This is a genomic window from Nostoc sp. CALU 546, assembly GCF_048836525.1.
In genome coordinates this window covers 1-19,347 of the sequence record NZ_JAWJTF010000038.1, presented here as the reverse complement: position 1 = coordinate 19,347, position 19,347 = coordinate 1, and the positions used below count along the sequence as shown (strand labels likewise).

Here is a 19,347-nt window from a genome sequence, read left to right as displayed (position 1 = left end):
TTACATATGACCATTGCCCTAAAACCGAAGGAACTAAAGCCTAAAGAACTAAAACCAAATGGACTGAGTAAGCTAAAAGCAAATAAATGGCTACTTGCTTTACTGATATTGATACCCATAATTAATATTAGCTATCTTGCTTATAACCAACTTGTTGTGGTGCCTCAACAACAAGCAAAGAATAAGGTGCAAACGGCTTTAGTCAAGCGGAGCAATCTGCCCATCACAGTTTCTGCCAATGGGACTGTTGAACCTGAACGTTCAGTAAATGTGAGTCCCAAAACGTCAGGGATTCTGAAAAAATTGCTAGTTAAAGAAGGCGATTCTGTACAACTTGGACAGGTACTTGCTTACATGGATGCCTCGAATCTTCAGGGGCAATTACGGCAGGCTCAGGGAAATCTCGCTGCGGCTGAGGCAAATGTGCAAAAATTACTGAATGGGAATCGAACTCAAGATATCGCCACAGCAAAGGCACAACTGGCTGAACAAGACGCAAATCTCCAAAAATTACTCAATGGAAATCGACTCCAAGAAGTTGCCCAAGCCCAAGCACAGTTAAGGGATGCTCAATATGCCCTGCGTCAAGCTAACGATGATCTTAAAAGAAATCAAGAACTTTATAACTCAGGTGCGATCGCTCTCCAAAGTCTGAATACCTTCCGTACTAGCCGCGATCGCGCCCAGACTCAAGTTAACCAAACACAAGCAGCTGCTTCATTGATGCGATCGGGAACTCGGCCAGAAGAGATTACTCAAGCCGAGGCACTCCTCAAACAGAAACAGGAGGCTCTATCACTCTCTCAAGCAGGATCACGACCGGAAGACATTCAGCAAGCCCGCGCCCAAGTCGCGGCGGCTGAAGGAGCAGTGCAAATTATCCAGACAAATATCAATGATATGGTAATCCGCGCCCCCTTTAGTGGGATTGTCGCCCGGAAATTTGCCGATCCTGGCTCATTTGTCACGCCTACCACCGCAGGTAGTTCGGTTTCTTCTGCTTCATCGTCTTCCATCTTGGCTCTTGCATCCACGAATCAGATTGTTGCCCAGGTTGCAGAAGCGAACATTGCCCAAATTCGCATCGGTCTAGTTGCGACGATTCAGGCAGATGCTTATCCTGGGAAAACTTTTACTGGACAGGTAACGCAAATTGCCACGCAGTCAGATGTTGTGCAAAACGTGACTAGCTTTCAAGTGAAGACATCAGTCCCAGATCCTCAACATCTGCTGCGATCGGGGATGAATGTAACTGTGGACTTTAAAGCCGGAGAGTTAAAAAATGTGCTGGTGGTGCCGACTGGGGCGATCGTTCAACAAAATAATTCTCAGGGCGTATTTGTGGCCAAGGACAAAGGCGATTCAGTCTTCGTGCCGATTGTAGTTGGGACAACGGTGAATGACAAAACCGAGGTAAAGTCTGGCTTAACTGGAAACGAACACGTCTTACTCAGCTTTCCACCTGGAACTCGTAAGGTTTCTACACCTAATGGCAGATAAGTCTTTTTCTCATAATGAAAAAACGTTCTAATTTACAAACAACGAATCGTCCACGCCGTCCACGAAAGGGCAAAATCTCTTTCGGTGAAGTCCTGATCATGTCAGTCGAAACGCTTTTGGGCAACAAACTACGGACAGGTTTGACCATGTTGGGGGTGATTATTGGCATCTCCTCGGTAATTACGATTACCGCCGTTGGACAGGGTGTGCAGAAGTCAACGGAGTTACAAATCCAAGCCTTGGGAACAAACGTGATGGTAGTCACGGCGGGGGCAGCCAGAACAGGCGGCATCAGTCTAGGAGCAGGTTCAGCCAGTACACTGACGTGGGAAGATGCTAAGGCGATCGCTAAACAAGTTCCAGCCGCTAAATCGGTTTCGGCATTCTTACAACGCAATTCAATTCAGATCGTCAGAGGCAATACTAATATTGCCACCACCCTTGTAGGAACGGATTTGAACTACCCAACTATCAAAAACATTCATCCCCAAACGGGACTCTTTTTTAGTCAAGGAGATTTGGATGCTGGCCGCCCTGTGGCATTTCTTGGTTCCACTGTGCGCGATGAATTATTTAACACAAATGAATCCGTGATTGGGGCTGATTTACGGATTCGGGGCAAGCGCTACACCGTGGTAGGGGTAGCAGAATCCAAGGGAACGGCGGGTGGACAGGATCTTGACGATGTGATTTATATCCCCTTAACCAATATGTCTGCCCAAATTGTGGGTAATAACGCCTTAACGGGTGTCGCAATTAATGGATTCTGGTTAGAAGCGCTTGATGGCGATCAACTGAACTCGGCTCAATTTCAGGTGACAAATATTCTGCGTCTACGGCATGGCATTCATCCGTCAGCCGTCGATGATTTTCGGATTACCAATCTAGTTGATATTATCAGCACTTTCAGCAGCGTGATGGGTTCATTTACCTTGATGGTGGGTGCGATCGCAGGTATTTCTCTGATTGTCGGCGGCATTGGAATTGCCAACATCATGTTAGTTTCGGTGATGGAACGAACGCGAGAAATCGGCATTCGCAAAGCTGTAGGTGCAACCGGCACAGATATTTTAAGGCAGTTTTTGACTGAAGCGATCGTCATCTCCACAGTTGGCGGTGTGATTGGCGTGGGATTGGGCATTGGGTTCGCCTTTGCTGCTGCAACTGCGTTCAAATTTCCGTTTATTGTGCCTTTGTGGTCAATTGGGGCAGGGTTTAGCCTTTCTTTCATCGTTGGCATTCTAGCAGGTGGCATCCCAGCGCGTAATGCTGCCAAATTAGATCCGATTTCAGCACTACACAATGAGTAATCACTATGGCAAACATGATTTTAATGGAGGGCATCACGAAAACCTATCACTTGGGAGAATTGGATGTCCCCGTTCTGAAGGAAATTGATTTATCGATTGAAGATGGGGAATATGTGGCGATTATGGGGGCTTCGGGTTCAGGGAAATCAACACTGATGAACATCATCGGATGTCTGGATCATCCTACGAGTGGACAATATATCTTAGACGGTAGAGATTTGACGACTCTGGATGACGATGAACTTGCAGATATCCGCAATCAATATATTGGTTTCGTGTTTCAACAATTCAATTTGTTGCCTCGGTTGACGGCACTAGAAAATGTCATGCTACCGATGATTTATGCAGATGTATCCCGATCAGAACGAATACAATCCGCGACTGTAGCCCTAGAAAAGATTGGGTTGGGCGATCGCTTAACAAACCGCCCTAGCCAACTTTCAGGAGGACAGCAACAGCGAGTGGCGATTGCTCGCGCACTGGTGAATCATCCTGCCTTAGTGTTGGCGGATGAACCAACGGGGGCTTTAGATTCTAAAACTTCTCACGAAATTATGAATTTGCTGACGGAATTAAATCAACAAGGAACTACGATCGCGATTGTCACCCATGATGCAACCGTAGCAGCTCAGACAAAGCGGGTAATTCAGATGCAGGATGGGGTGATTGTTGAGAGAGCGATTGCGGCTTTGGGTTAAAGCTTGGAACATTGAGGCAACAGCGAGTAGACTTTGGTTTTGACTAACTGTTACACACGAAGCATTTGTAACAGTTGTCAACGAACAGAAATTGTTTGCCACTCTTGGATCGCTGTGGATGGGATTTGTAACTTGATCCCTGAACCAGTTACCATCGGCAAAGTTAACTCAAGAGGAATTTCTGACCGCAACTGCGGTAGGATAGCCTGAATGTCATATTCTCCAACATTTGCTAGGGGTGGTGTGTCCTGAGAAATTTCGCTAGAAACATCCTTGGCGATCAGAGTTTGTCCCAAAGATGTTGTCAGCGTGAGAGGTTGAGTGTGATCTAATTCCATCGCACCAGGAAAGCCCACTAGTCGCAGGGAGATAATAGCACTACCATCGGGATGGATGCGCTTGAAGGCGATCGCCTGCCAGGATTTTCCAGTCTGATCTCGCAGGTTTTGCCGAGATTGGTAGAGCATTTGCCCTGGAGATTCTTCAATTTGCGCTACAGCAGCAAAAGCGGGTAATGGACTCCAGACAAGCAGTGAAACGCAGATTAAAGCAGCCAGCAGGCGGCGAATTTTAAAACCGTTGAAGCAGATAGATTTCATGACAAAAGTCCTCACCAAGTTAAAATTCGGGAACGGAGTAATTATTTTTGTGCATTACCTGGACGCGATCGCCTCTTTTGCGTTTTTCCAACCGACAAAGCTAGGTGGGAAACCTTGCACATTCTCATAGCCTAATAGGTGCAGTGTCATTACTCCCATTGCCGAGCGATAACCGGAAGAACAGTACAACACCACGGGGCGAGTGCGTGGAATTTGATTCAGATTGTGCGACAGGGTTCTTAGGGGAATGTTAATTGCGTTAGGTATATGTCCAGACCGATACTCAGAGACTTCTCGCACATCTACTAACATGGGTTGAGACTTCTTTAACAGGCTTTTCAATTCTTCGACACTGGCGATCGTGTAATAGCCTACTGGAATCGACGTGAGAAAGCGATCGACTCCCGATTCTAGATTGCGGGATTCAGGCAGAGTTTGCATCCTTTCTTGAGATATCGATTCAGCCTCCGTGAGAGTTGCTGCTAGGATCGGGTTTTGCCCAACACCAATCAAGAGGCAAAAACACATAGCAAATCCCAGCAATATGGTCTGAATTGATTTCTTAAATATCATATATTTTGCAATTGTAAGAGAGGAAGTCAATTAATTATGGCGTTGAATATGTAGCCGATGCTGATAATGCCAACGGTCATTAACCCGACAAATACGGCTAATAATTGGAGTCGTAGCACTTTTTTGAGAATCACCATTTCAGGAAGAGATAATGCTGTTACCGCCATTGTGAAAGCTAAAACTGTACCCATAGGCATTCCTTTATTTACTAAAGCTTCAGTAATTGGCATTACACCCGCAATATTCGCATAGAGTGGAACACCTAAAATTACTGCGATCGGCACTGCAAAAGGATTATTCGCACCTGCATATTGGGTAATAAAATCTGTCGGCACATAACCATGAATCCCTGCACCGATCGCAATTCCGATCACCACATAAAGCCAAACCGATCGCACAATTTCGCTGGATTGGAATCTTCCTTGCTTAAATCTTTCTTTGTCCCCAGGTTAACGCCACTGGTTCTAGGTTGTCTTCCCCTTCTAGAGGCATTGCTTGACCGCACGAGGGGCATTTTTTTTGAACACAATCGAGTACTTCAAACGATGTTGCCTCTGGTTTTAAACAATTTCATGCCAAGTTTTTGCACCATTATTTCGCTACAAGGTCAAGATTACAGGATTTCCTCTCTTCTCTAGTAAGTTTTGCCACGCTAGGTTATTATTACTTTTCATTCCCCAAAAATTTCAATTTTGGGAATACCAGTATTTGTAGCTTGGAAAAATTCTTTCTTCTCAAACCCAAGAGTATTAGAAACTAAGAAGTTAGGAAAACTTTGAATTTTTTGATTATAAGCTTGCACTGCTTGATTATAACGCATTCTCTCTACAGCTAAACGATTTTCAGTACCCGTAAGTTCGTATTGAAGATTGGTAAATAGTTGGCTTGATTGTAATTGGGGATTGACGCTGGCATAATCACGGAAACGGTCAATTGCTTGATTAACTTGCACTGTTGCAGCACCCTTTTGATCGGGAGTCGTTGCTTGCAAATAAGCTTGGCGTGATCGGATTAATAAAGAAACTAACTCTTTTTCCTGTTTGGCATAAGCTTGGGTGACATTCACAAGGTTAGGGATCAAATCAGCACGTCGTTGGAGTTGATTTTCGACTTGTGCCCAAGCTGCTTTTACTCTGGAGTTACTATTTTGGATGGAGTTGTAAGTCCAGGCACTCCAGACACTCAGTGCAGCTATTACGCCAGTGACAACCATTAGTAGTCTTTGATACCGATAGGCTAATTGCTGTTGTTGCTGTTGTTGTTGCTTATGCCTTGCTTGTACATCCAGAATGGCTTGCTGAATAAATTCAGCAGGAATATCAACTTCTTTACCTGCGACTACCAACTCCGAAGCTGAATAACTTTGAGTGTGATTGGCATAATAGCGCGAGGCTAGCTCCAGCACTTCTGGGGCAAAATCTTCGGGAATTCTTTTATCTTGACTGCTCATAAAATTATTTACCAACTACCACCAGCACCGCCGCCACCGCTACTGCCACCACCGAAGCTACCACCGCTACCACCACTGCTACTGCCGCCACCGAAGCTACCACCAGCACCGCCGCCACCGCTACCCCAAGAACTGCTGGGAGGTGGTGGTGGAGGCAAACGAGGAATTATTTCCTCTCGCTGATTATGGTAAGAACAATTGTGGCACTCATCAGTAATTAGTCGTTTTCCATTACTAGCTCGTGTAGGTGATTGAACAGTTTTCTCGTCATGAGTGAGAGTCAATTCATTACATTGAGGGCACTGGCGAAATCTGGAGGAATGGGACTGTTGGGCAACAATATGGAACCCATTACCAGTTGTTTTGTGAGTGCAACTAAGACATCTCCAACCCTGAAACTTAATACTACCTAGTTTTTGTGCTGTTATTTCTGGTTTGTTCAGATAGGATTGGACTGTAGAATCGTCTACTTGTTTCATTGGCTTTTGACAATTAGCACACAAAAAAGTGTAGTTGCCTTCACTCTTACGAGTGCGCCCTTCTGGTGCAATGAAGATTTTACGAGGACGAGTTAGGTAAACAGCACTTCCTGCTGCCAGTGTTATTATTCCACCTCCAGCTAAAACTCCCCATACAATCCCGCCACCTGTGTTATTTGGGGTTGTTTGAGTGTCTGGTGGTGTTACCTGACTTCCAGATGATGGTTGATCCGACTTGAGAACTACTATTAATGCTTTGGTTCCTGCCAGTGTACCGCCTGCAAAATCTCCTTTTTTGAAGTGGGGAATGATTTGAGTATCGATAATATTTCCTACTTTGGCATCAGGTAAAATCGCTTCTACACCATAACCCGTTTCAATTTCTACACGCCGATCACCTACAGAGATCAAAACTAGTACACCATTACCTTGTCTTTTCTTACCGATTCCCCAAAAATTAAACAATTCGCTGGCAAATGTTTTCGGTGATGCAGCAGAACTTGTTTCTGGCACGGTTACTACTGCCATTTCCATTCCTTTTTTTGCCTCCAATTCAGAAACCATCTGATTGATTTGGGCTTCTGTCTCGTCGTTGAGAATTCCTGCCATATCAGTTACCCAACCACCATACTCTTTGCGGGGATTTGGAACTTCTTGTACGGTTACAGCCAAGCCAGAAATAGGAAAAAGCAAGAACACGCAGGAAAAGACACTGACCCAAAAAATACGTTTTGGCTTGAGTAGATTAAATTTTATTACTTTCACTTTCAGCCAAAATGGTTTGAAGCTTACTTTGATTGCCATCAGTTTCTATTGTGACTTTCTCTTGTAAGAATTGTGTGAGCGAATAAAATAGCTATTCATATCTAAACTACGGCTCTATTCCTTCATCAATCCAAGCATCAATTGCTGTTTTTACGTTTAATTCAGTCACGGCAGACCATTCTTTTTCGTTGATAGTTGTTTTAAATACCGCTCTTTTACCGTGACCAACTTTTTCCATTGAGTGTCCGCGATACAAATTTTTAGGCTTAATCATTTTTCTTAATCATCTTTAATGTTAAGACTTTTGGCACATCGTAAAGAAAGAAGTGCAGACTCGATCCTAAATGCGATGAAATCGACAAGCCCAATTGGGTGACAATCTGAGTTGCCAACCAATCAAACGGATAAAAAAGCTCGAACATAACTTTGCCTGTTTAACGCTGCAATAAGGGCTGAATTTGTTCGGGACTGATTACTTGACCTTTGCTGACAACTTTGCCATTGATTATCATGGCGGGAGTAGACATCACACCTCGTTTAGCAATTTCGATTGGGTCGGTAATATGTGAAACTTCAGCAGTTAAATTGAGATTAGTTACAGCTTCTTTAGCATTTGCTTCTAGCTGTTGGCACTTTTTGCAGCCTGTACCCAAAATTTCAATCTTGATAGCATTCATGACATAACTCCTTTTTGTATTCTCTAATTCAGTTCTCTCTCTACTGAATCCAAGCGATACGCGCAGCGTAAAGCCTCTGGCTTATCGCTACCGTTTCTTAACTGACCCCACGCCCCGCCCAGATTCCCGAACTTGAGGAGAGCCAATATACTCTATTGAACCCACGCCGGATACAGTTGCATCTAACTGCTGAGTGACATTAACCACAGCACTCCCCACGCCGCTATTGCGAACCGTAGCCTGCTTAGTCTTGAAATTCTCACCTTGGAAACTTCCCACCCCGGAAAGATTGAGTTCCAGCACATCAACACTTCCGGCGATTGTCATGCTACCCACCCCATCAAGGGAAATCGACAACTGTTTACCTTGGATATCCTTTACCTCAACACTACCAACACCATCTATATTCAAGCTCTCTAGGCTCTTCACCTCCACAACGAACTGAATGGGCTTGGTGGGATTCATATTGGTATCTTTCATGATGGTGAGATACAGAACATTGTCAGCTACACGACTTTCTAGCAACGGCAGAATGTTGTCATCTGCGGTGATCGTTAGGGATTCTTTTCCCGTCTGCTGTATCGTGATTTTACCTACGGATTTACTAGAAATGGATGAGAATCGACCTACTTCTCTAGATTCGGTCTTAACTATTCCAGAGCCTCTAAGCCCACCCAAATTTAGAGAGCAGCCTGTGAACAGGCTCAAAGCTGTTAAACACACAACCAAGCCGTATAGCTTCGATCTCATTGTTTTGAACGCTATAAGCGTTTATCAAATAAAAGTGGTTTTTTCATGGGTGCATTTTGATTGCGATCGCAGCTTTCAATTACAGCAGATTTCAGGTAAATGAAGTACATATATAAAACCCAAAACCTTGTAGAGGCGTAGCAGTACTACGTCTCTACGTGTACTCGATTAGAGCGCAATCTGCTGTAACGCAATATCCCTAACACCAAGATTGTTCTCCCGAAGGATTGTGCAGTAACTCCCGAATATTGGCTTCGATAACCCGATAGCCCACATTGCCATTGAGTCTCTGCCGTCCTTCATTAAAAATCAGGGTGGGGCTGACTGTAACTGTATGCTCTTTGACTAATTCAAAATCCTGGGATAGCTTGGCATAAGCCTCACCACTATCGATCTGAGCTTGGATAGCTGCGATCGGCAGTCTTAACTCCTCCGCAATTTGAAATTGCACCTTGCGGTCAGAAACGTTTGCCAGTTGAGTAAAAAACGCCTCCCGAAATGCCCAGGTTGCTTTTTCAAATACCTGTTGATTTCGCTCTACTAAATCCTTTGTTTCTAGTAGTTGAATTGCATGGAGAAACAAATGACAAGATGTCGATGAAAATGGTGTAACGTGAGTCCAAATATCAGGATGAACGGTGATGTGATCGAACTTTTTCACAACCTCTTGGACATGATTGCTGTATCCTTGCAAACCACCGCGATCGCGCCATCGGTTTTCCAGTTTTTCACGAGCAACACCAAAGACGGGGACAAAGTGCTGTGCGATCGCAATTTTGTCTTCAAAGGTTGTTTTCAACTCATCCAAACGAATCTGAGCAATATAAGCCCAAACGCAGAGAACATCGGAAAAGTAAAAAATACGAATCGGTTCCATATCACTTCATCCTTAGACCCACCAGGGTTTCTTTCCAGTGCGAGGATCAGTTTCCGTCCACGGCGAGATTAAAATGCTGTTATCGATCACTGCAACCTGGACAATCTTGAGCGGTAGAGGAGCCGGGCCACGCACCACCGCCCCATCTGGGGCATAACGGGAACCATGACAGGGACATTGAAACTGCTGATCTAGGGCGTTCCAGGGGAAGGTACAACCGAGGTGAGTGCAGTTATCGACAAGCCCAATATGATCCAGGGTGCGATCTTCTTTGACAATCAGATAAGTGGGTTCTCCTGCCAAACCTGCAACCAGGGCGCGGCTTTGGGGCGGTTCAGCCAGAATTTGCGAGGCGGGGATTTGTTTCCCTAGAATATCTTTAGCAAGAATAGCACCCCCTGCTCCCGTTTTTTCGCCTGGAGCAATAAAGAATTTGCCAGCAGGATAGAGCGCAGCACCAGCTGTAGCAGCAACAGTTGCTCCGGTAATAAAGTTGAGTAGTTGCCGTCTTGATAGGGATGGACTTTCGATTGGAATACTAGTATCCATTATGGATCTCCTTATAAAGTTGATGAGTGAATCCCTTTAAAGTTAAAGTTGCTCGTTGGTATGGCTGGTATGAATTCCCAGGAGGCTATAAAGACCGCAAAATCCTACTAAAGCTGTCACCAGCAATACGCTACCTGCAACGATAAGACCAATACCCAATCCTGTACTGCTGTAAGGGAAAAGTCCTAGATAAAACAACGCCGAAGCCAACAACAGACGGATCAGGCGATCTAACGAACCAACATTCGTTTTCAGAACTGTCATCTCCAATATTGAATGGGCTACAAAACCCTTGGGAAAATCTTGAATGGGCTGCGAAACCCTTAGAAAACCCTTGGTGCAATTATGCGAGAAGCAACTCTCAAGGGATTGCAATTTTTTTCTTATCTTCTCTTTAATTATAACCCCTAAATAGCTGGGAGTTTTTAATATCAGCATTTATATGTTTCTAGTACAATTCATACAGTTTATCCAGTATTCAAACATGATTTCAAACAACAGGATGCCATACTTTTTTTGTGATTAATTCTCTATAGCTAATTTGGAAATACCTATTATGAGTTCGGAAAGTTTAGCGGCTCTCAAGCCTTATCTCAGCTTTTTTCACCCTGTTACTATGTGGATCTTGCTGGTCGTTGCGCTCTATGCCATGTACTTGGGTGTGCAAGTTCGACGGACGAGGCTGGCAGACGGAGATATCAAGAAAGAATTGGTCAAAGGTCGGTTCACCATCCGGCATCACCAAATTGGCTCTATCCTCCTGGCGCTGATGGTAATGGGTGCGATCGGGGAATTACTGTCACCTACCTCAACAGTGGCAAGATTGTGATTGGCCCTCATCTGTTTGCTGGCTTAGGGATGGTGGGGTTGATTTCCACTTCTGCTGCGTTGGTTCCCTTTATGCAGAAGCATGACTGGGTTCGCAGCATCCACATTTCGCTGAACCTCACTCTGCTGGGATTGTTTGGCTGGCAAGCTGTGACAGGGGTGCAAATTGTGCAAAAGATTGTTACCCAAATGATGATGAATAGTGCAGCGTAAGTAGTATTTATCCTACGGAACCAACGATTTATGTCGGCATCCGATATGAATCGTTATTAATCTGCGATCGCGCTCAGTAAATTAAGATGGAAAAATTACATTGAAAATATTCATATAACCCTATATTGTTATGTTATGACATATTAAAGTAGTTAAATAAACCCGATAACTAGATAGCAATATCTAGTCAATAGCACCCACCTATTCACAGGAGATGCTCTATTAATTGGGTGGTGTAGTAGTGGATATTCTATTTAGATATTTTTGCTTGAAGAACAGTTTAATTTTTAGGAAAGACTATTTATGACAAACCAACTTTCTACTCATCTGCAATCAATCAAGGCTGAGACACTCAAGCAGTGGCTAGACCATAACCAAGCGATATTAGTAGATGTACGGGAGCCTTCAGAATACGCCGCAGAAAGGATTCATGGAGCTAAATCTGTTCCATTGTCTCAATTTGATATTAACCAGATTCCCGTTGAAACAGGCAAAAGCCTAGTGCTGTGCTGCCAGACTGGAAATCGATCTGCTCAAGCTGCTAAGAAACTCTTAACCAATGGTGTAGAAACAGTAATTAATCTGGAAGGTGGGCTAAATGCTTGGAAGCAGTCGGGCTATGCCACTCAGATTAATATAAATGCCCCCATTAGTATGTTTCGGCAAGTACAAATTGTTGCTGGTTCACTTGTTTTTGTCGGTACAATTCTAGGAGCATTTGTATCGCCTTGGTTTCTAATTCTTAGCGGCTTTGTCGGCACGGGGCTAGTGTTTGCTGGGGTATCAAATACCTGTGCGATGGCTGCTTTACTAGCAAAGTTACCCTATAACCAACGTGGACAGTCGTAGTCATCGAAATTTTGATTATTGTTAAATGTGTAGCCGTCGAAGCAGATTATTTAAAACCAACCAAATGGGATTCGATTGGCGGCTCCAATGGTAACGCCAACCAAAGCCAAACGTACAGTAACCAAACAAGTCCAGGGATGACGACTGCTAAAGCAACTGTGACAATCCGTACTCCTTGAACTGGCAGTTTCCATCGCTGTGCAATTGCTGCACACACTCCTGAAATTACTTTGTGGCGACGACTACGGTAAAAAGGTATTGTTGTTTTCCCTGAAGTATTTACTTTTGTGCGTGATGGATTAAGTTTTACAATTAAAGAACTAATCAGTCCTATAGAACCCAAAATAGCCGATGGGATGGTAAAAATCGCCAGCCAGTGGGCAAAGAACATCCCTGTAACTAGTTCTCCTAGCCAGGAAGAGTTAGGACAACGAAAGATGATCGCTTCTGACTGACAACTAAAGCGTTCAGCTAAACCCATTCCTCCCCAAGTTAGTAGGAGGGGTAAAATCCCGTAGAAGATGATTATGCCAAGCAAAACAAAGTGCCAACGAATTGAAAGCGATCGCCAAATTGCAATCGATGAAAGCGCTGGGCCAACAAACAACAGTATCAAAATCAAAGGATAGTAAATCATTTATAGATTTCCTTCGATATGTTTTTTTGATTTAGATTGATTAACTCGTTGAGGTCGATTGAGTAACTTTAATAGTTCAAACCAAAGCAGAGCGATCGCCCCACCGCCTAAACAAATTGCTAAGTCGATTGGGTGTAAAAAGGAGAAGCTAAACAATTGACGCAAGAAGGGAACATACAAGACGATCGCTAGAAAAGCCAGTCCCCCACCAATCACCCACCAAAGGGCATTATTGGGAGATTTCAAGATTTTTAAGCTGAGGCGAGATGAAGAACTTTCACTCAAAATTAGGAATAAATTTGCCAAAATCAACGTCGTAAACGTTAAGGCACGGGCATCAAGTTCGCCTTGTCTGCGATATAGTGCAACTATAAAGATGACGAGAACAATTACCAAAATCCCCACCCCTTGCAGTACTGCCAAACCCAAAGTTTTCCGGCCAAATAATGGTTCTTTGGGGTTGCGGGGAGGACGCTGCATCACCGTTGCTTCTGCGGGTTCGGCTTCTAAAACGATGGAGCAAGCTGGATCGATAATCAAATGTAGAAAGGCAACGTGAACGGGAAGTAATACTAACGGTAGCTTAAACAACACTGGAATCAAAGACATCCCAGCGATCGGAATGTGAATCGCTAGCAGATATGCCATTGCTTTACGGAGATTATCAAAAATTCGTCGTCCCAGTTTCACCGCTTGCACAATGGACGAAAAATCATCATTCAATAACACTAAAGCCGCCGACTCACGGGCAACATCTGTGCCTCGCTGTCCCATCGCAATCCCGATTTGAGCAGATTTGAGAGCCGGGGCATCATTCACACCATCCCCAGTCATAGCAACGACTTCACCCTTGGCTTTCAAAGCATTAACTAAGCGCAATTTTTGTTCGGGAACGGCTCGTGCAAAGATATTTGTACTTTGAATACGTTGTTCGAGTTCAACGTCACTCATCAGATCCAATTCTGCTCCCGTCAGAATGGCTCCCATTTGCATCAATCCAATCTGACGGGCAATAGTTTGAGCCGTTCCAGGATAATCACCCGTAATCATAACTACTCGAATACCTGCGGTATAACATTCTTGAATTGCCGCCGCAACGTTTGGACGCACTGGATCAGACAGTCCAACTAAGCCGATAAATTGAAAAGGAAAGTCATGTTGCTCATCGGGTAAATGATTTGGATTAAGGGACGGATGAGGCGGTAAAAATGGCGGTGGCGCATCAACAAGAGAGGCTTTGGCAACGCCTAACACACGCAATCCTTGATTTGCCATTTCACTGATTTGGGTTGCCATAATTCTCTGCTGTTGGGGCGTGAAATGACAGAGATCCGCGATCGCTTCCGGCGCTCCTTTGGCTGCAATTTCATACTGCTGGCCATCGGCTGACTGCCAAACGTGAGACATTGCTAGTAGATGCGGTGAGAGCGGATATTCTCGCAACAGTATCCAATCGTCATGCAGATGTTCAGTATGTGCGAGATAGCGATCACCTAATTCCTTAAATGCTTTCTCCATTGGATCAAAAGGATCTCTTTGGCTTGCCAGAATGCAGAACTCGACTAATTCATGAACCGTTTCGGGGAGAGACTCTCGTAAATGCAATTCCAAATTATATGGGTGAGGGTTTTCTGCATGGTTATATGCAAATAGCTGTTGCACAGCCATCTGATTCAGCGTCAGCGTCCCGGTTTTATCGACACACAGAACCGTTGCAGAACCCAAGGTTTCCACGGCGGAAGCGCGACGAGCTAAAACGTGTTTCTGAGAAATTCGCCAGGCTCCCAAGGCTAAGAAAATCGTCACGACAACCGGAAATTCGTTTGGCAAAATTGCCATTGCTAGGGTAATACCTGCGAGAAATCCTTTGAGCCAATCTCCTCGCGTGATTCCATAAATAACAACGATTGCCACACACAACAATAAAGCGATGCCAAACAGACGGCTCACCAACCGAGTCATTTCTTGTTGTAGGGGAGTCGGTTCCGGCTTGACTTTTTGCAAAGCGTTACCAATCTTGCCCATCTCTGTTTGAGCGCCCACTGCTTGGACTTGAGCAATTCCCTGTCCTTGAACTACCAAGGTTCCAGAATATACAAAGGGCAACTCGTCTCCCCCTGGACGCGCCATTTTCACGGTACCGGCGGCAGCAACTTTGCGAACGGGTAGGGATTCCCCAGTGAGTAACGATTCATCAGTTGAAAAATTTGAGCATGATAGTACCATTGCATCGGCAGGAACGCGATCGCCTTCTGCCAACACCAAGACATCTCCCCGAACGACTTCTCGCCCTGCAATTCGTTTTCGCTCTCCATCCCGAATCACCAAGGCGCGAGGACTAGAAAGATCGCGCAAGGCTTCTAGGGCGTGTTCCGTCTTACCTTCCTGGTAAAGGCTAATTCCGGTGATGAAGAAGACGAAACCTAGCAAAATCAGGGCTTCCTGTAGATCGCCTAAAATCCAATAAATGATACCACCACCGACTAGCAAGAGGAAGATCGGATCTTGAACGGTTTCCCAAGCGAACGATAAAATACTGCCAGAGCCAGCCGAGGGGAGTTCATTGTAGCCATCCTGTTTGAGCCGAGCGATCGCCTCTTGCTCAGATAAGCCATCCACGGTATTGAGATCGACGGTGGAAACCATAATCTCGCTTTTTCCTATGAAACACAAAAACAGAGCTATTCAACTTGATATTAAATACCAAACTTGAAGAACTCGTGAGGTAATATAAACGTTTATCCTGATTCACTTCCAAACTCGCTTCTTCACCGAGACAGTTCTGAGTGCTGTTACCGGATAGCTAGGGTTTAGCCCGTAACGAGTGCTGTGTAAAAAATTTTCACTGACTGCTAACTCCATCAGTGGTTCGTCCACTTATCTCACTCTCGTGGATGCGGTAGATTGCGATCGCTTCTGAACGTCCCTCAGCATCAATCCAAGTTCGATTGATCGCAGGTGAGAGCGTTGTATTGCGCTCTTTGATCAAGTGCATTGCGCGATCGATGTCTGAATGCTCGGTGAGGCGTGAGGCTCGACCATTCACAATCACGCTGCGCCAATGAAGGGGCCCGTGAATTTCTTCAACCTGTAGGCAGATTTCTGGATTCGCATCTATGTCGTGAGTCTTCATGCCGACCGTTGTAAACAGGTAGATGTCCTCTTCTTCAAGATAATAATACATTGGCATCACGTAGGGTTTGCCTTCGTGTACGCAGCCAAGATGACCGTATCCTACTTGGTGTAGTAGTTCATGTATTTCTTTTGAACTCATTTCATCAATATCTAACATTAATATTCTCCTAAAGATTCAGTTGATTGATAGTGTATTAAAGAGAAATATTCTCCGCCTTACATCTGTTGTTAGATAGAGTAGATATGTGAAAACTGAAATAATTCATAATTAAGAATTCATAATTTCAAGACGCTTCCAAACTTGCTACCGTTGCGCTATCAATGGTAAGTCCTAAACTATCCACTATCCTGTTGACCAATGAATTAAAAATTCATTGGGGGCTGCTGTAGAGTCTTTTTAATTATGAATTAATAATTATAAATTAATAATTATTTGGACATTAGACCAGATGCTGCAAGCGACTCAGACGCTTTGAGTAACTTTTCATCACCTCTACGGCAAACATGGGTGTTTCCTGAACAGCAAAGAGAAACTCTTCCTCATTAAGGAAAACCAGTTTGGTATCTACCTTGGCGATCGCTGTATAAGTTCTATTTTTAATTCCTACAAGTACCCCGACATCGAAAACTTCCCCCGTATCAATGGTTTCTACAATCTTGCCATTGACTAATATATCTATCTCTCCTTCGAGAATCCCATACATTTCATCACCAGGCTGTCCTTCTTCAAAGATGACTTGGCCTGCTGAAAATACTTTAGGGTCGGATTGTTTTTGAAAGATACTGACTGTTAACACAGGACTTAGCATTAGAGCAACCCCAAATTATTTTTTTTTAAACGAAACCTTTATATAACGTCAGTTCGGGTTAAGAACTCAAATTTGATTACTTGGACGAAAGAATAAGGCTTTCACCCTATCCAAACTAACGACATAATCAAAGTTTCAGCTTATCCCGATCTCAGGTTTATATAGCTTTAGGCGAACCCAGAAAAGTACACTACTTTTTGTCGATTAACTCTCGAACTTCGCAAATTTTCTGATTAGCTGCCTGACATATCATTAAATCAGAAAGCATCAAATCCTTCTTGTATCTTGCTAGGTAAATAAGTTCAGTTTTCTCTACCACTTTTGAATGTTTTATGAGGATTTGTATAAGTTATACATCAACTAAAACATTTACTCAAACATAATATTTGACGGCAAAACTTTATACTTATTCTTGTCAAAATAAGGTAATATTAATATCTAGAAAAGGAAGTGTCCAATATTGGCGGCTATAAAAGGACACTCACCATGACCTACTCAGATTTCTCTTTGAATCGATAAGCCTAACGTTATGGCAACTCTTAGAGACACTCCGCGATCGCTTACCGCTTTCATACAATGAGTTAATTGTTGCATTGTTGCATTGTGTATTTGTTGGATTAACCTCTTGTTTACTAGCTGTATCGTCACTTCTGCTGCTTCCAAACCAGGTTGTACTCTCTCTCAACAGTCACCAGCAATTTTGCCTGCAACGAAGATAAATAAGGTTTAGCTTGTTTCCCCAACCCCTGCAACAGCCAATCCACAGCCTCGTCACGGGTCGCCACTTGATGCAACTGCCGTAACCTCAAACATAACTGCTGCATGAATCTACAATCTTCATCAAATAGTTCCAGTAACTTCAGGTGTTCGATTTTTACAGTGTAGTCACCATCCCAGGTTTGAACTGTACAGCTATAGTCTCCAACATGGCTGACTACGCCCCAATAACCCGCTTTACCTCTCAAGTCTGGATTATCTTTGGGCAGAAGAACGCATATCTCCCCAACGTGGTAAGGATTGGGTACTTTCGTCCTTTCGCGTATCCTATCCACAACGTCTTTCACTATGCGACCGGATGGAATTTTATTGCCAGCTTGCTCTACTGCCTGTTGCCATACATCCGCTTGCACAGCCGGTTCCAACTCGGCTTTCGCCAAAAAGCGCAATTGTCGTTCGTTGGTCGGCATTGGAATTTGCCGACCAATGGTCGGCAAAAACTTTTGAAGATTCTCATAAACCACAGTAGCCGAAATCTTTAAGTACGCTGCATCACGACTATAATTGAAGCGATCGCGGCAGTATTCTTCAAAAGTACGATGCGTGGAACGGTACAGGCGTCTGTCCCTCAACTCCATCAGCGCCTGTATCCTTTTAACAGGTTGGGGTTTTTCATTGCTTTTTATATTTTGCACTGATGAAAGAATACTTTGACGAAAATCAGTCCAATACCACAGTTAACAAGAAAGACTTCAGTTGTCAGGAGCCTGAATTCAATTCTGACTTCTGACAACTGACAACTGAATTCAATTTCAGCTTATTCTAGAAAATACCCTCTTCAGCACATGGGTAAAACAACGGCTAATGCTTGATTATTTAACGGCGGGTATTATATTTTGGATGACTTTGTTTGGAGTACAAGAGTCGTTGTTAGAATTTCGCCTGGGTTATCTCGGTCGCTACTGGTTTCTTGCAATTAGTGCTAGCTTACTCCTGAGCTTTTTGCTCTCTGCCCCAATTACTATCACGCTAATCATTAAATTTGCGGTAGATCCGTTTACTTTCCCAGGTAATGTAATTCTCTCAGGAATTGCTGCGGTAATCTTTGGTGTGATTCTTACCCTGGCGCAGTGGTTGATACTTCGTTAATCCGAAATGACACCGAGAGTTTTTGCACTGATCAATACAGTTATTGGAATTCTCGTCTACTTCCTATTGGTATGGCTCAATGAAGGTACTCTGGAGTGGAGTGGTAATCCCTTTAGCGGCTGGAAAACTGTCCTCATCTTTTTAGCTGGTGGTGCGATTACCGGAGCAGCCACTGGTAAAGCCTTGGATTTTTATTGTGAGCGAGTCGAACAGCGATTAATTCAGCTTGAGAGAGAAAGAGAAGAGAAAGAAAGACTCAGAAGAGAAAAAATAGAAAACGAAATATTTGAAAGGAAAAAGCAAGAAAGAGAGGGGATGGTTCGCTAGAGCGAGAAACCCCATACATAAATTTAGGGCTGCTGAAACAAGAACCGGAGGCAGAGCGTTTCGCCTGTCCACCGCAAACACAGACAAATTTCTTAATGCTCCTCCAAAGTGAAACTATTAACCCTCTATTATCAGACTAAAATGAGTCCAAAGCACAAAATTACTCTGACTTTTATCCTTCTTTAGTAGTACAGGAGAATTTTTGTGTAGCCAAGGGACTTATAGTAGCCAAAATCTCATTGAGACAAAGAGGCAGCGCGGTCTTCTGCCTTTGGGAGCTATATCTGCATGGTATTTATTGAACTCTTGGAGCGCGATCGCAATCTCAAAGTTTTCTTGTCTTTTAACCATTTAATATCAAGCAGATAAATGTTATTCGCTTAAATTCAAGATCAAAATCATGATTTTAACTTGCTAAGGGAGTCCGAAATTAGCAATTCTGACAAAAGAAAGTTT

22 protein-coding genes and 1 pseudogene are annotated in these 19,347 nt (G+C 43.8%); 7 read left to right on the top strand and 16 right to left on the bottom strand.

Features of this window, described 5'->3' with window-relative positions:
* Positions 1 to 6: 6 nt before the first annotated feature.
* The 3 genes from RRG12_RS19540 to RRG12_RS19530 are packed head-to-tail and all read left to right on the top strand — an operon-like array spanning position 7 to position 3,508.
* Positions 7 to 1,500 carry an efflux RND transporter periplasmic adaptor subunit gene (locus RRG12_RS19540; protein WP_420760412.1) on the top strand — a complete coding sequence of 498 codons (1,494 nt, stop codon included), beginning with the start codon at positions 7 to 9 and terminating at the stop codon, positions 1,498 to 1,500.
* 14 nt (positions 1,501 to 1,514) lie between these two features.
* Entirely contained in the window at positions 1,515 to 2,810 is a 1,296-nt protein-coding gene (locus RRG12_RS19535; RefSeq protein ID WP_420760411.1) for an ABC transporter permease, read from the top strand.
* A 5-nt stretch (positions 2,811 to 2,815) separates the two neighbouring features.
* Positions 2,816 to 3,508, top strand: coding sequence for an ABC transporter ATP-binding protein (locus tag RRG12_RS19530; protein WP_420760410.1), 693 nt, complete (start codon positions 2,816 to 2,818; stop codon positions 3,506 to 3,508).
* 77 nt (positions 3,509 to 3,585) lie between these two features.
* Here the strand turns inward: RRG12_RS19530 and RRG12_RS19525 are convergent, their stop codons facing one another.
* The 11 genes from RRG12_RS19525 to RRG12_RS19475 all read right to left on the bottom strand — a co-directional run bounded on the left by RRG12_RS19525 (position 3,586) and on the right by RRG12_RS19475 (position 10,491).
* Entirely contained in the window at positions 3,586 to 4,107 is a 522-nt protein-coding gene (locus RRG12_RS19525; protein WP_420760409.1) for a DUF3122 domain-containing protein, read from the bottom strand.
* A gap of 54 nt (positions 4,108 to 4,161) precedes the next feature.
* Positions 4,162 to 4,635: a rhodanese-like domain-containing protein gene (locus RRG12_RS19520; RefSeq protein WP_420760408.1), complete on the bottom strand. Its 474-nt coding sequence runs from the start codon at positions 4,633 to 4,635 to the stop codon at positions 4,162 to 4,164.
* Between the two features lie 71 nt (positions 4,636 to 4,706).
* Positions 4,707 to 5,078: a permease gene (locus tag RRG12_RS19515; protein ID WP_420760407.1), complete on the bottom strand. Its 372-nt coding sequence runs from the start codon at positions 5,076 to 5,078 to the stop codon at positions 4,707 to 4,709.
* A 272-nt stretch (positions 5,079 to 5,350) separates the two neighbouring features.
* Positions 5,351 to 6,130 (bottom strand): LemA family protein, encoded by a 780-nt coding sequence (locus RRG12_RS19510; RefSeq protein ID WP_420760406.1) that lies wholly within the window; start codon positions 6,128 to 6,130, stop codon positions 5,351 to 5,353.
* Positions 6,131 to 6,138: 8 nt separating this feature from the next.
* Positions 6,139 to 7,413 (bottom strand): TPM domain-containing protein, encoded by a 1,275-nt coding sequence (locus RRG12_RS19505; protein ID WP_420760405.1) that lies wholly within the window; start codon positions 7,411 to 7,413, stop codon positions 6,139 to 6,141.
* Between the two features lie 67 nt (positions 7,414 to 7,480).
* Positions 7,481 to 7,648 carry a hypothetical protein gene (locus RRG12_RS19500; RefSeq protein WP_229557312.1) on the bottom strand — a complete coding sequence of 56 codons (168 nt, stop codon included), beginning with the start codon at positions 7,646 to 7,648 and terminating at the stop codon, positions 7,481 to 7,483.
* A gap of 160 nt (positions 7,649 to 7,808) precedes the next feature.
* On the bottom strand, positions 7,809 to 8,051 hold the full coding sequence (locus RRG12_RS19495; RefSeq protein ID WP_420760404.1) for a thioredoxin family protein: 243 nt from the start codon (positions 8,049 to 8,051) through the stop codon (positions 7,809 to 7,811).
* An 87-nt stretch (positions 8,052 to 8,138) separates the two neighbouring features.
* On the bottom strand, positions 8,139 to 8,801 hold the full coding sequence (locus RRG12_RS19490) for a GIN domain-containing protein (protein ID WP_420760403.1): 663 nt from the start codon (positions 8,799 to 8,801) through the stop codon (positions 8,139 to 8,141).
* A gap of 199 nt (positions 8,802 to 9,000) precedes the next feature.
* Entirely contained in the window at positions 9,001 to 9,678 is a 678-nt protein-coding gene (locus RRG12_RS19485; protein WP_420760402.1) for a DsbA family oxidoreductase, read from the bottom strand.
* 12 nt (positions 9,679 to 9,690) lie between these two features.
* On the bottom strand, positions 9,691 to 10,227 hold the full coding sequence (petC, locus tag RRG12_RS19480; protein WP_420760401.1) for a cytochrome b6-f complex iron-sulfur subunit: 537 nt from the start codon (positions 10,225 to 10,227) through the stop codon (positions 9,691 to 9,693).
* A 42-nt stretch (positions 10,228 to 10,269) separates the two neighbouring features.
* Positions 10,270 to 10,491 (bottom strand): YgaP family membrane protein, encoded by a 222-nt coding sequence (locus RRG12_RS19475; RefSeq protein ID WP_420760400.1) that lies wholly within the window; start codon positions 10,489 to 10,491, stop codon positions 10,270 to 10,272.
* A gap of 292 nt (positions 10,492 to 10,783) precedes the next feature.
* Between RRG12_RS19475 and RRG12_RS19470 the strand changes: the two are divergent.
* Together RRG12_RS19470 and RRG12_RS19465 are read left to right on the top strand one after the other, a co-directional pair.
* Positions 10,784 to 11,268, top strand: a pseudogene (locus RRG12_RS19470) (DUF4079 domain-containing protein).
* Positions 11,269 to 11,571: 303 nt separating this feature from the next.
* The gene (locus tag RRG12_RS19465) at positions 11,572 to 12,117 is read left to right on the top strand and encodes a rhodanese-like domain-containing protein (RefSeq protein ID WP_420760399.1); all 546 of its coding nucleotides are present in this window, start codon (positions 11,572 to 11,574) and stop codon (positions 12,115 to 12,117) included.
* A gap of 46 nt (positions 12,118 to 12,163) precedes the next feature.
* On the opposite strand, the gene RRG12_RS19460 is transcribed toward RRG12_RS19465, so the two are convergent.
* The 5 genes from RRG12_RS19460 to RRG12_RS19440 all read right to left on the bottom strand — a co-directional run bounded on the left by RRG12_RS19460 (position 12,164) and on the right by RRG12_RS19440 (position 18,110).
* Positions 12,164 to 12,754 (bottom strand): PspC domain-containing protein, encoded by a 591-nt coding sequence (locus RRG12_RS19460; protein ID WP_420760398.1) that lies wholly within the window; start codon positions 12,752 to 12,754, stop codon positions 12,164 to 12,166.
* The gene (locus tag RRG12_RS19455) at positions 12,755 to 15,400 is read right to left on the bottom strand and encodes a cation-translocating P-type ATPase (RefSeq protein WP_420760397.1); all 2,646 of its coding nucleotides are present in this window, start codon (positions 15,398 to 15,400) and stop codon (positions 12,755 to 12,757) included. It lies immediately after the preceding gene.
* A 196-nt stretch (positions 15,401 to 15,596) separates the two neighbouring features.
* Positions 15,597 to 16,046, bottom strand: coding sequence for a pyridoxamine 5'-phosphate oxidase family protein (locus RRG12_RS19450; RefSeq protein ID WP_335103554.1), 450 nt, complete (start codon positions 16,044 to 16,046; stop codon positions 15,597 to 15,599).
* A gap of 283 nt (positions 16,047 to 16,329) precedes the next feature.
* Positions 16,330 to 16,698, bottom strand: a complete 369-nt coding sequence (locus tag RRG12_RS19445; RefSeq protein WP_420760396.1) for a Crp/Fnr family transcriptional regulator — start codon at positions 16,696 to 16,698, stop codon at positions 16,330 to 16,332.
* A 644-nt stretch (positions 16,699 to 17,342) separates the two neighbouring features.
* A complete protein-coding gene (locus RRG12_RS19440; RefSeq protein WP_420760395.1) occupies positions 17,343 to 18,110 on the bottom strand; it encodes a hypothetical protein in 768 nt (255 codons plus the stop codon).
* Between the two features lie 169 nt (positions 18,111 to 18,279).
* On the opposite strand from RRG12_RS19440, the gene RRG12_RS19435 reads away from it, so the two are divergent.
* Positions 18,280 to 18,564, top strand: coding sequence for a hypothetical protein (locus RRG12_RS19435; protein ID WP_420760394.1), 285 nt, complete (start codon positions 18,280 to 18,282; stop codon positions 18,562 to 18,564).
* A gap of 6 nt (positions 18,565 to 18,570) precedes the next feature.
* A complete protein-coding gene (locus RRG12_RS19430) occupies positions 18,571 to 18,891 on the top strand; it encodes a hypothetical protein (protein ID WP_420760393.1) in 321 nt (106 codons plus the stop codon).
* Positions 18,892 to 19,347: the final 456 nt, after the last annotated feature.

What these genes read in the sequence shown, in the direction of transcription:
- RRG12_RS19450 (WP_335103554.1), bottom strand. Translation starts at nt 16,046, where the DNA reads ATGTTAGATATTGATGAAATGAGTTCAAAAGAAATACATGAACTACTA.
- RRG12_RS19530 (WP_420760410.1), top strand. Translation starts at nt 2,816, where the DNA reads ATGGCAAACATGATTTTAATGGAGGGCATCACGAAAACCTATCACTTG.
- RRG12_RS19520 (WP_420760408.1), bottom strand. Translation starts at nt 4,635, where the DNA reads ATGTGTTTTTGCCTCTTGATTGGTGTTGGGCAAAACCCGATCCTAGCA.
- RRG12_RS19500 (WP_229557312.1), bottom strand. Translation starts at nt 7,648, where the DNA reads ATGATTAAGCCTAAAAATTTGTATCGCGGACACTCAATGGAAAAAGTT.
- RRG12_RS19455 (WP_420760397.1), bottom strand. Translation starts at nt 15,400, where the DNA reads ATGGTTTCCACCGTCGATCTCAATACCGTGGATGGCTTATCTGAGCAA.
- RRG12_RS19505 (WP_420760405.1), bottom strand. Translation starts at nt 7,413, where the DNA reads ATGGCAATCAAAGTAAGCTTCAAACCATTTTGGCTGAAAGTGAAAGTA.
- RRG12_RS19465 (WP_420760399.1), top strand. Translation starts at nt 11,572, where the DNA reads ATGACAAACCAACTTTCTACTCATCTGCAATCAATCAAGGCTGAGACA.
- RRG12_RS19535 (WP_420760411.1), top strand. Translation starts at nt 1,515, where the DNA reads ATGAAAAAACGTTCTAATTTACAAACAACGAATCGTCCACGCCGTCCA.
- RRG12_RS19475 (WP_420760400.1), bottom strand. Translation starts at nt 10,491, where the DNA reads ATGACAGTTCTGAAAACGAATGTTGGTTCGTTAGATCGCCTGATCCGT.
- RRG12_RS19445 (WP_420760396.1), bottom strand. Translation starts at nt 16,698, where the DNA reads ATGCTAAGTCCTGTGTTAACAGTCAGTATCTTTCAAAAACAATCCGAC.
- RRG12_RS19490 (WP_420760403.1), bottom strand. Translation starts at nt 8,801, where the DNA reads ATGAGATCGAAGCTATACGGCTTGGTTGTGTGTTTAACAGCTTTGAGC.
- RRG12_RS19460 (WP_420760398.1), bottom strand. Translation starts at nt 12,754, where the DNA reads ATGATTTACTATCCTTTGATTTTGATACTGTTGTTTGTTGGCCCAGCG.
- RRG12_RS19430 (WP_420760393.1), top strand. Translation starts at nt 18,571, where the DNA reads ATGACACCGAGAGTTTTTGCACTGATCAATACAGTTATTGGAATTCTC.
- RRG12_RS19495 (WP_420760404.1), bottom strand. Translation starts at nt 8,051, where the DNA reads ATGAATGCTATCAAGATTGAAATTTTGGGTACAGGCTGCAAAAAGTGC.
- RRG12_RS19540 (WP_420760412.1), top strand. Translation starts at nt 7, where the DNA reads ATGACCATTGCCCTAAAACCGAAGGAACTAAAGCCTAAAGAACTAAAA.
- RRG12_RS19485 (WP_420760402.1), bottom strand. Translation starts at nt 9,678, where the DNA reads ATGGAACCGATTCGTATTTTTTACTTTTCCGATGTTCTCTGCGTTTGG.
- RRG12_RS19510 (WP_420760406.1), bottom strand. Translation starts at nt 6,130, where the DNA reads ATGAGCAGTCAAGATAAAAGAATTCCCGAAGATTTTGCCCCAGAAGTG.
- RRG12_RS19435 (WP_420760394.1), top strand. Translation starts at nt 18,280, where the DNA reads ATGCTTGATTATTTAACGGCGGGTATTATATTTTGGATGACTTTGTTT.
- petC (WP_420760401.1), bottom strand. Translation starts at nt 10,227, where the DNA reads ATGGATACTAGTATTCCAATCGAAAGTCCATCCCTATCAAGACGGCAA.
- RRG12_RS19525 (WP_420760409.1), bottom strand. Translation starts at nt 4,107, where the DNA reads ATGAAATCTATCTGCTTCAACGGTTTTAAAATTCGCCGCCTGCTGGCT.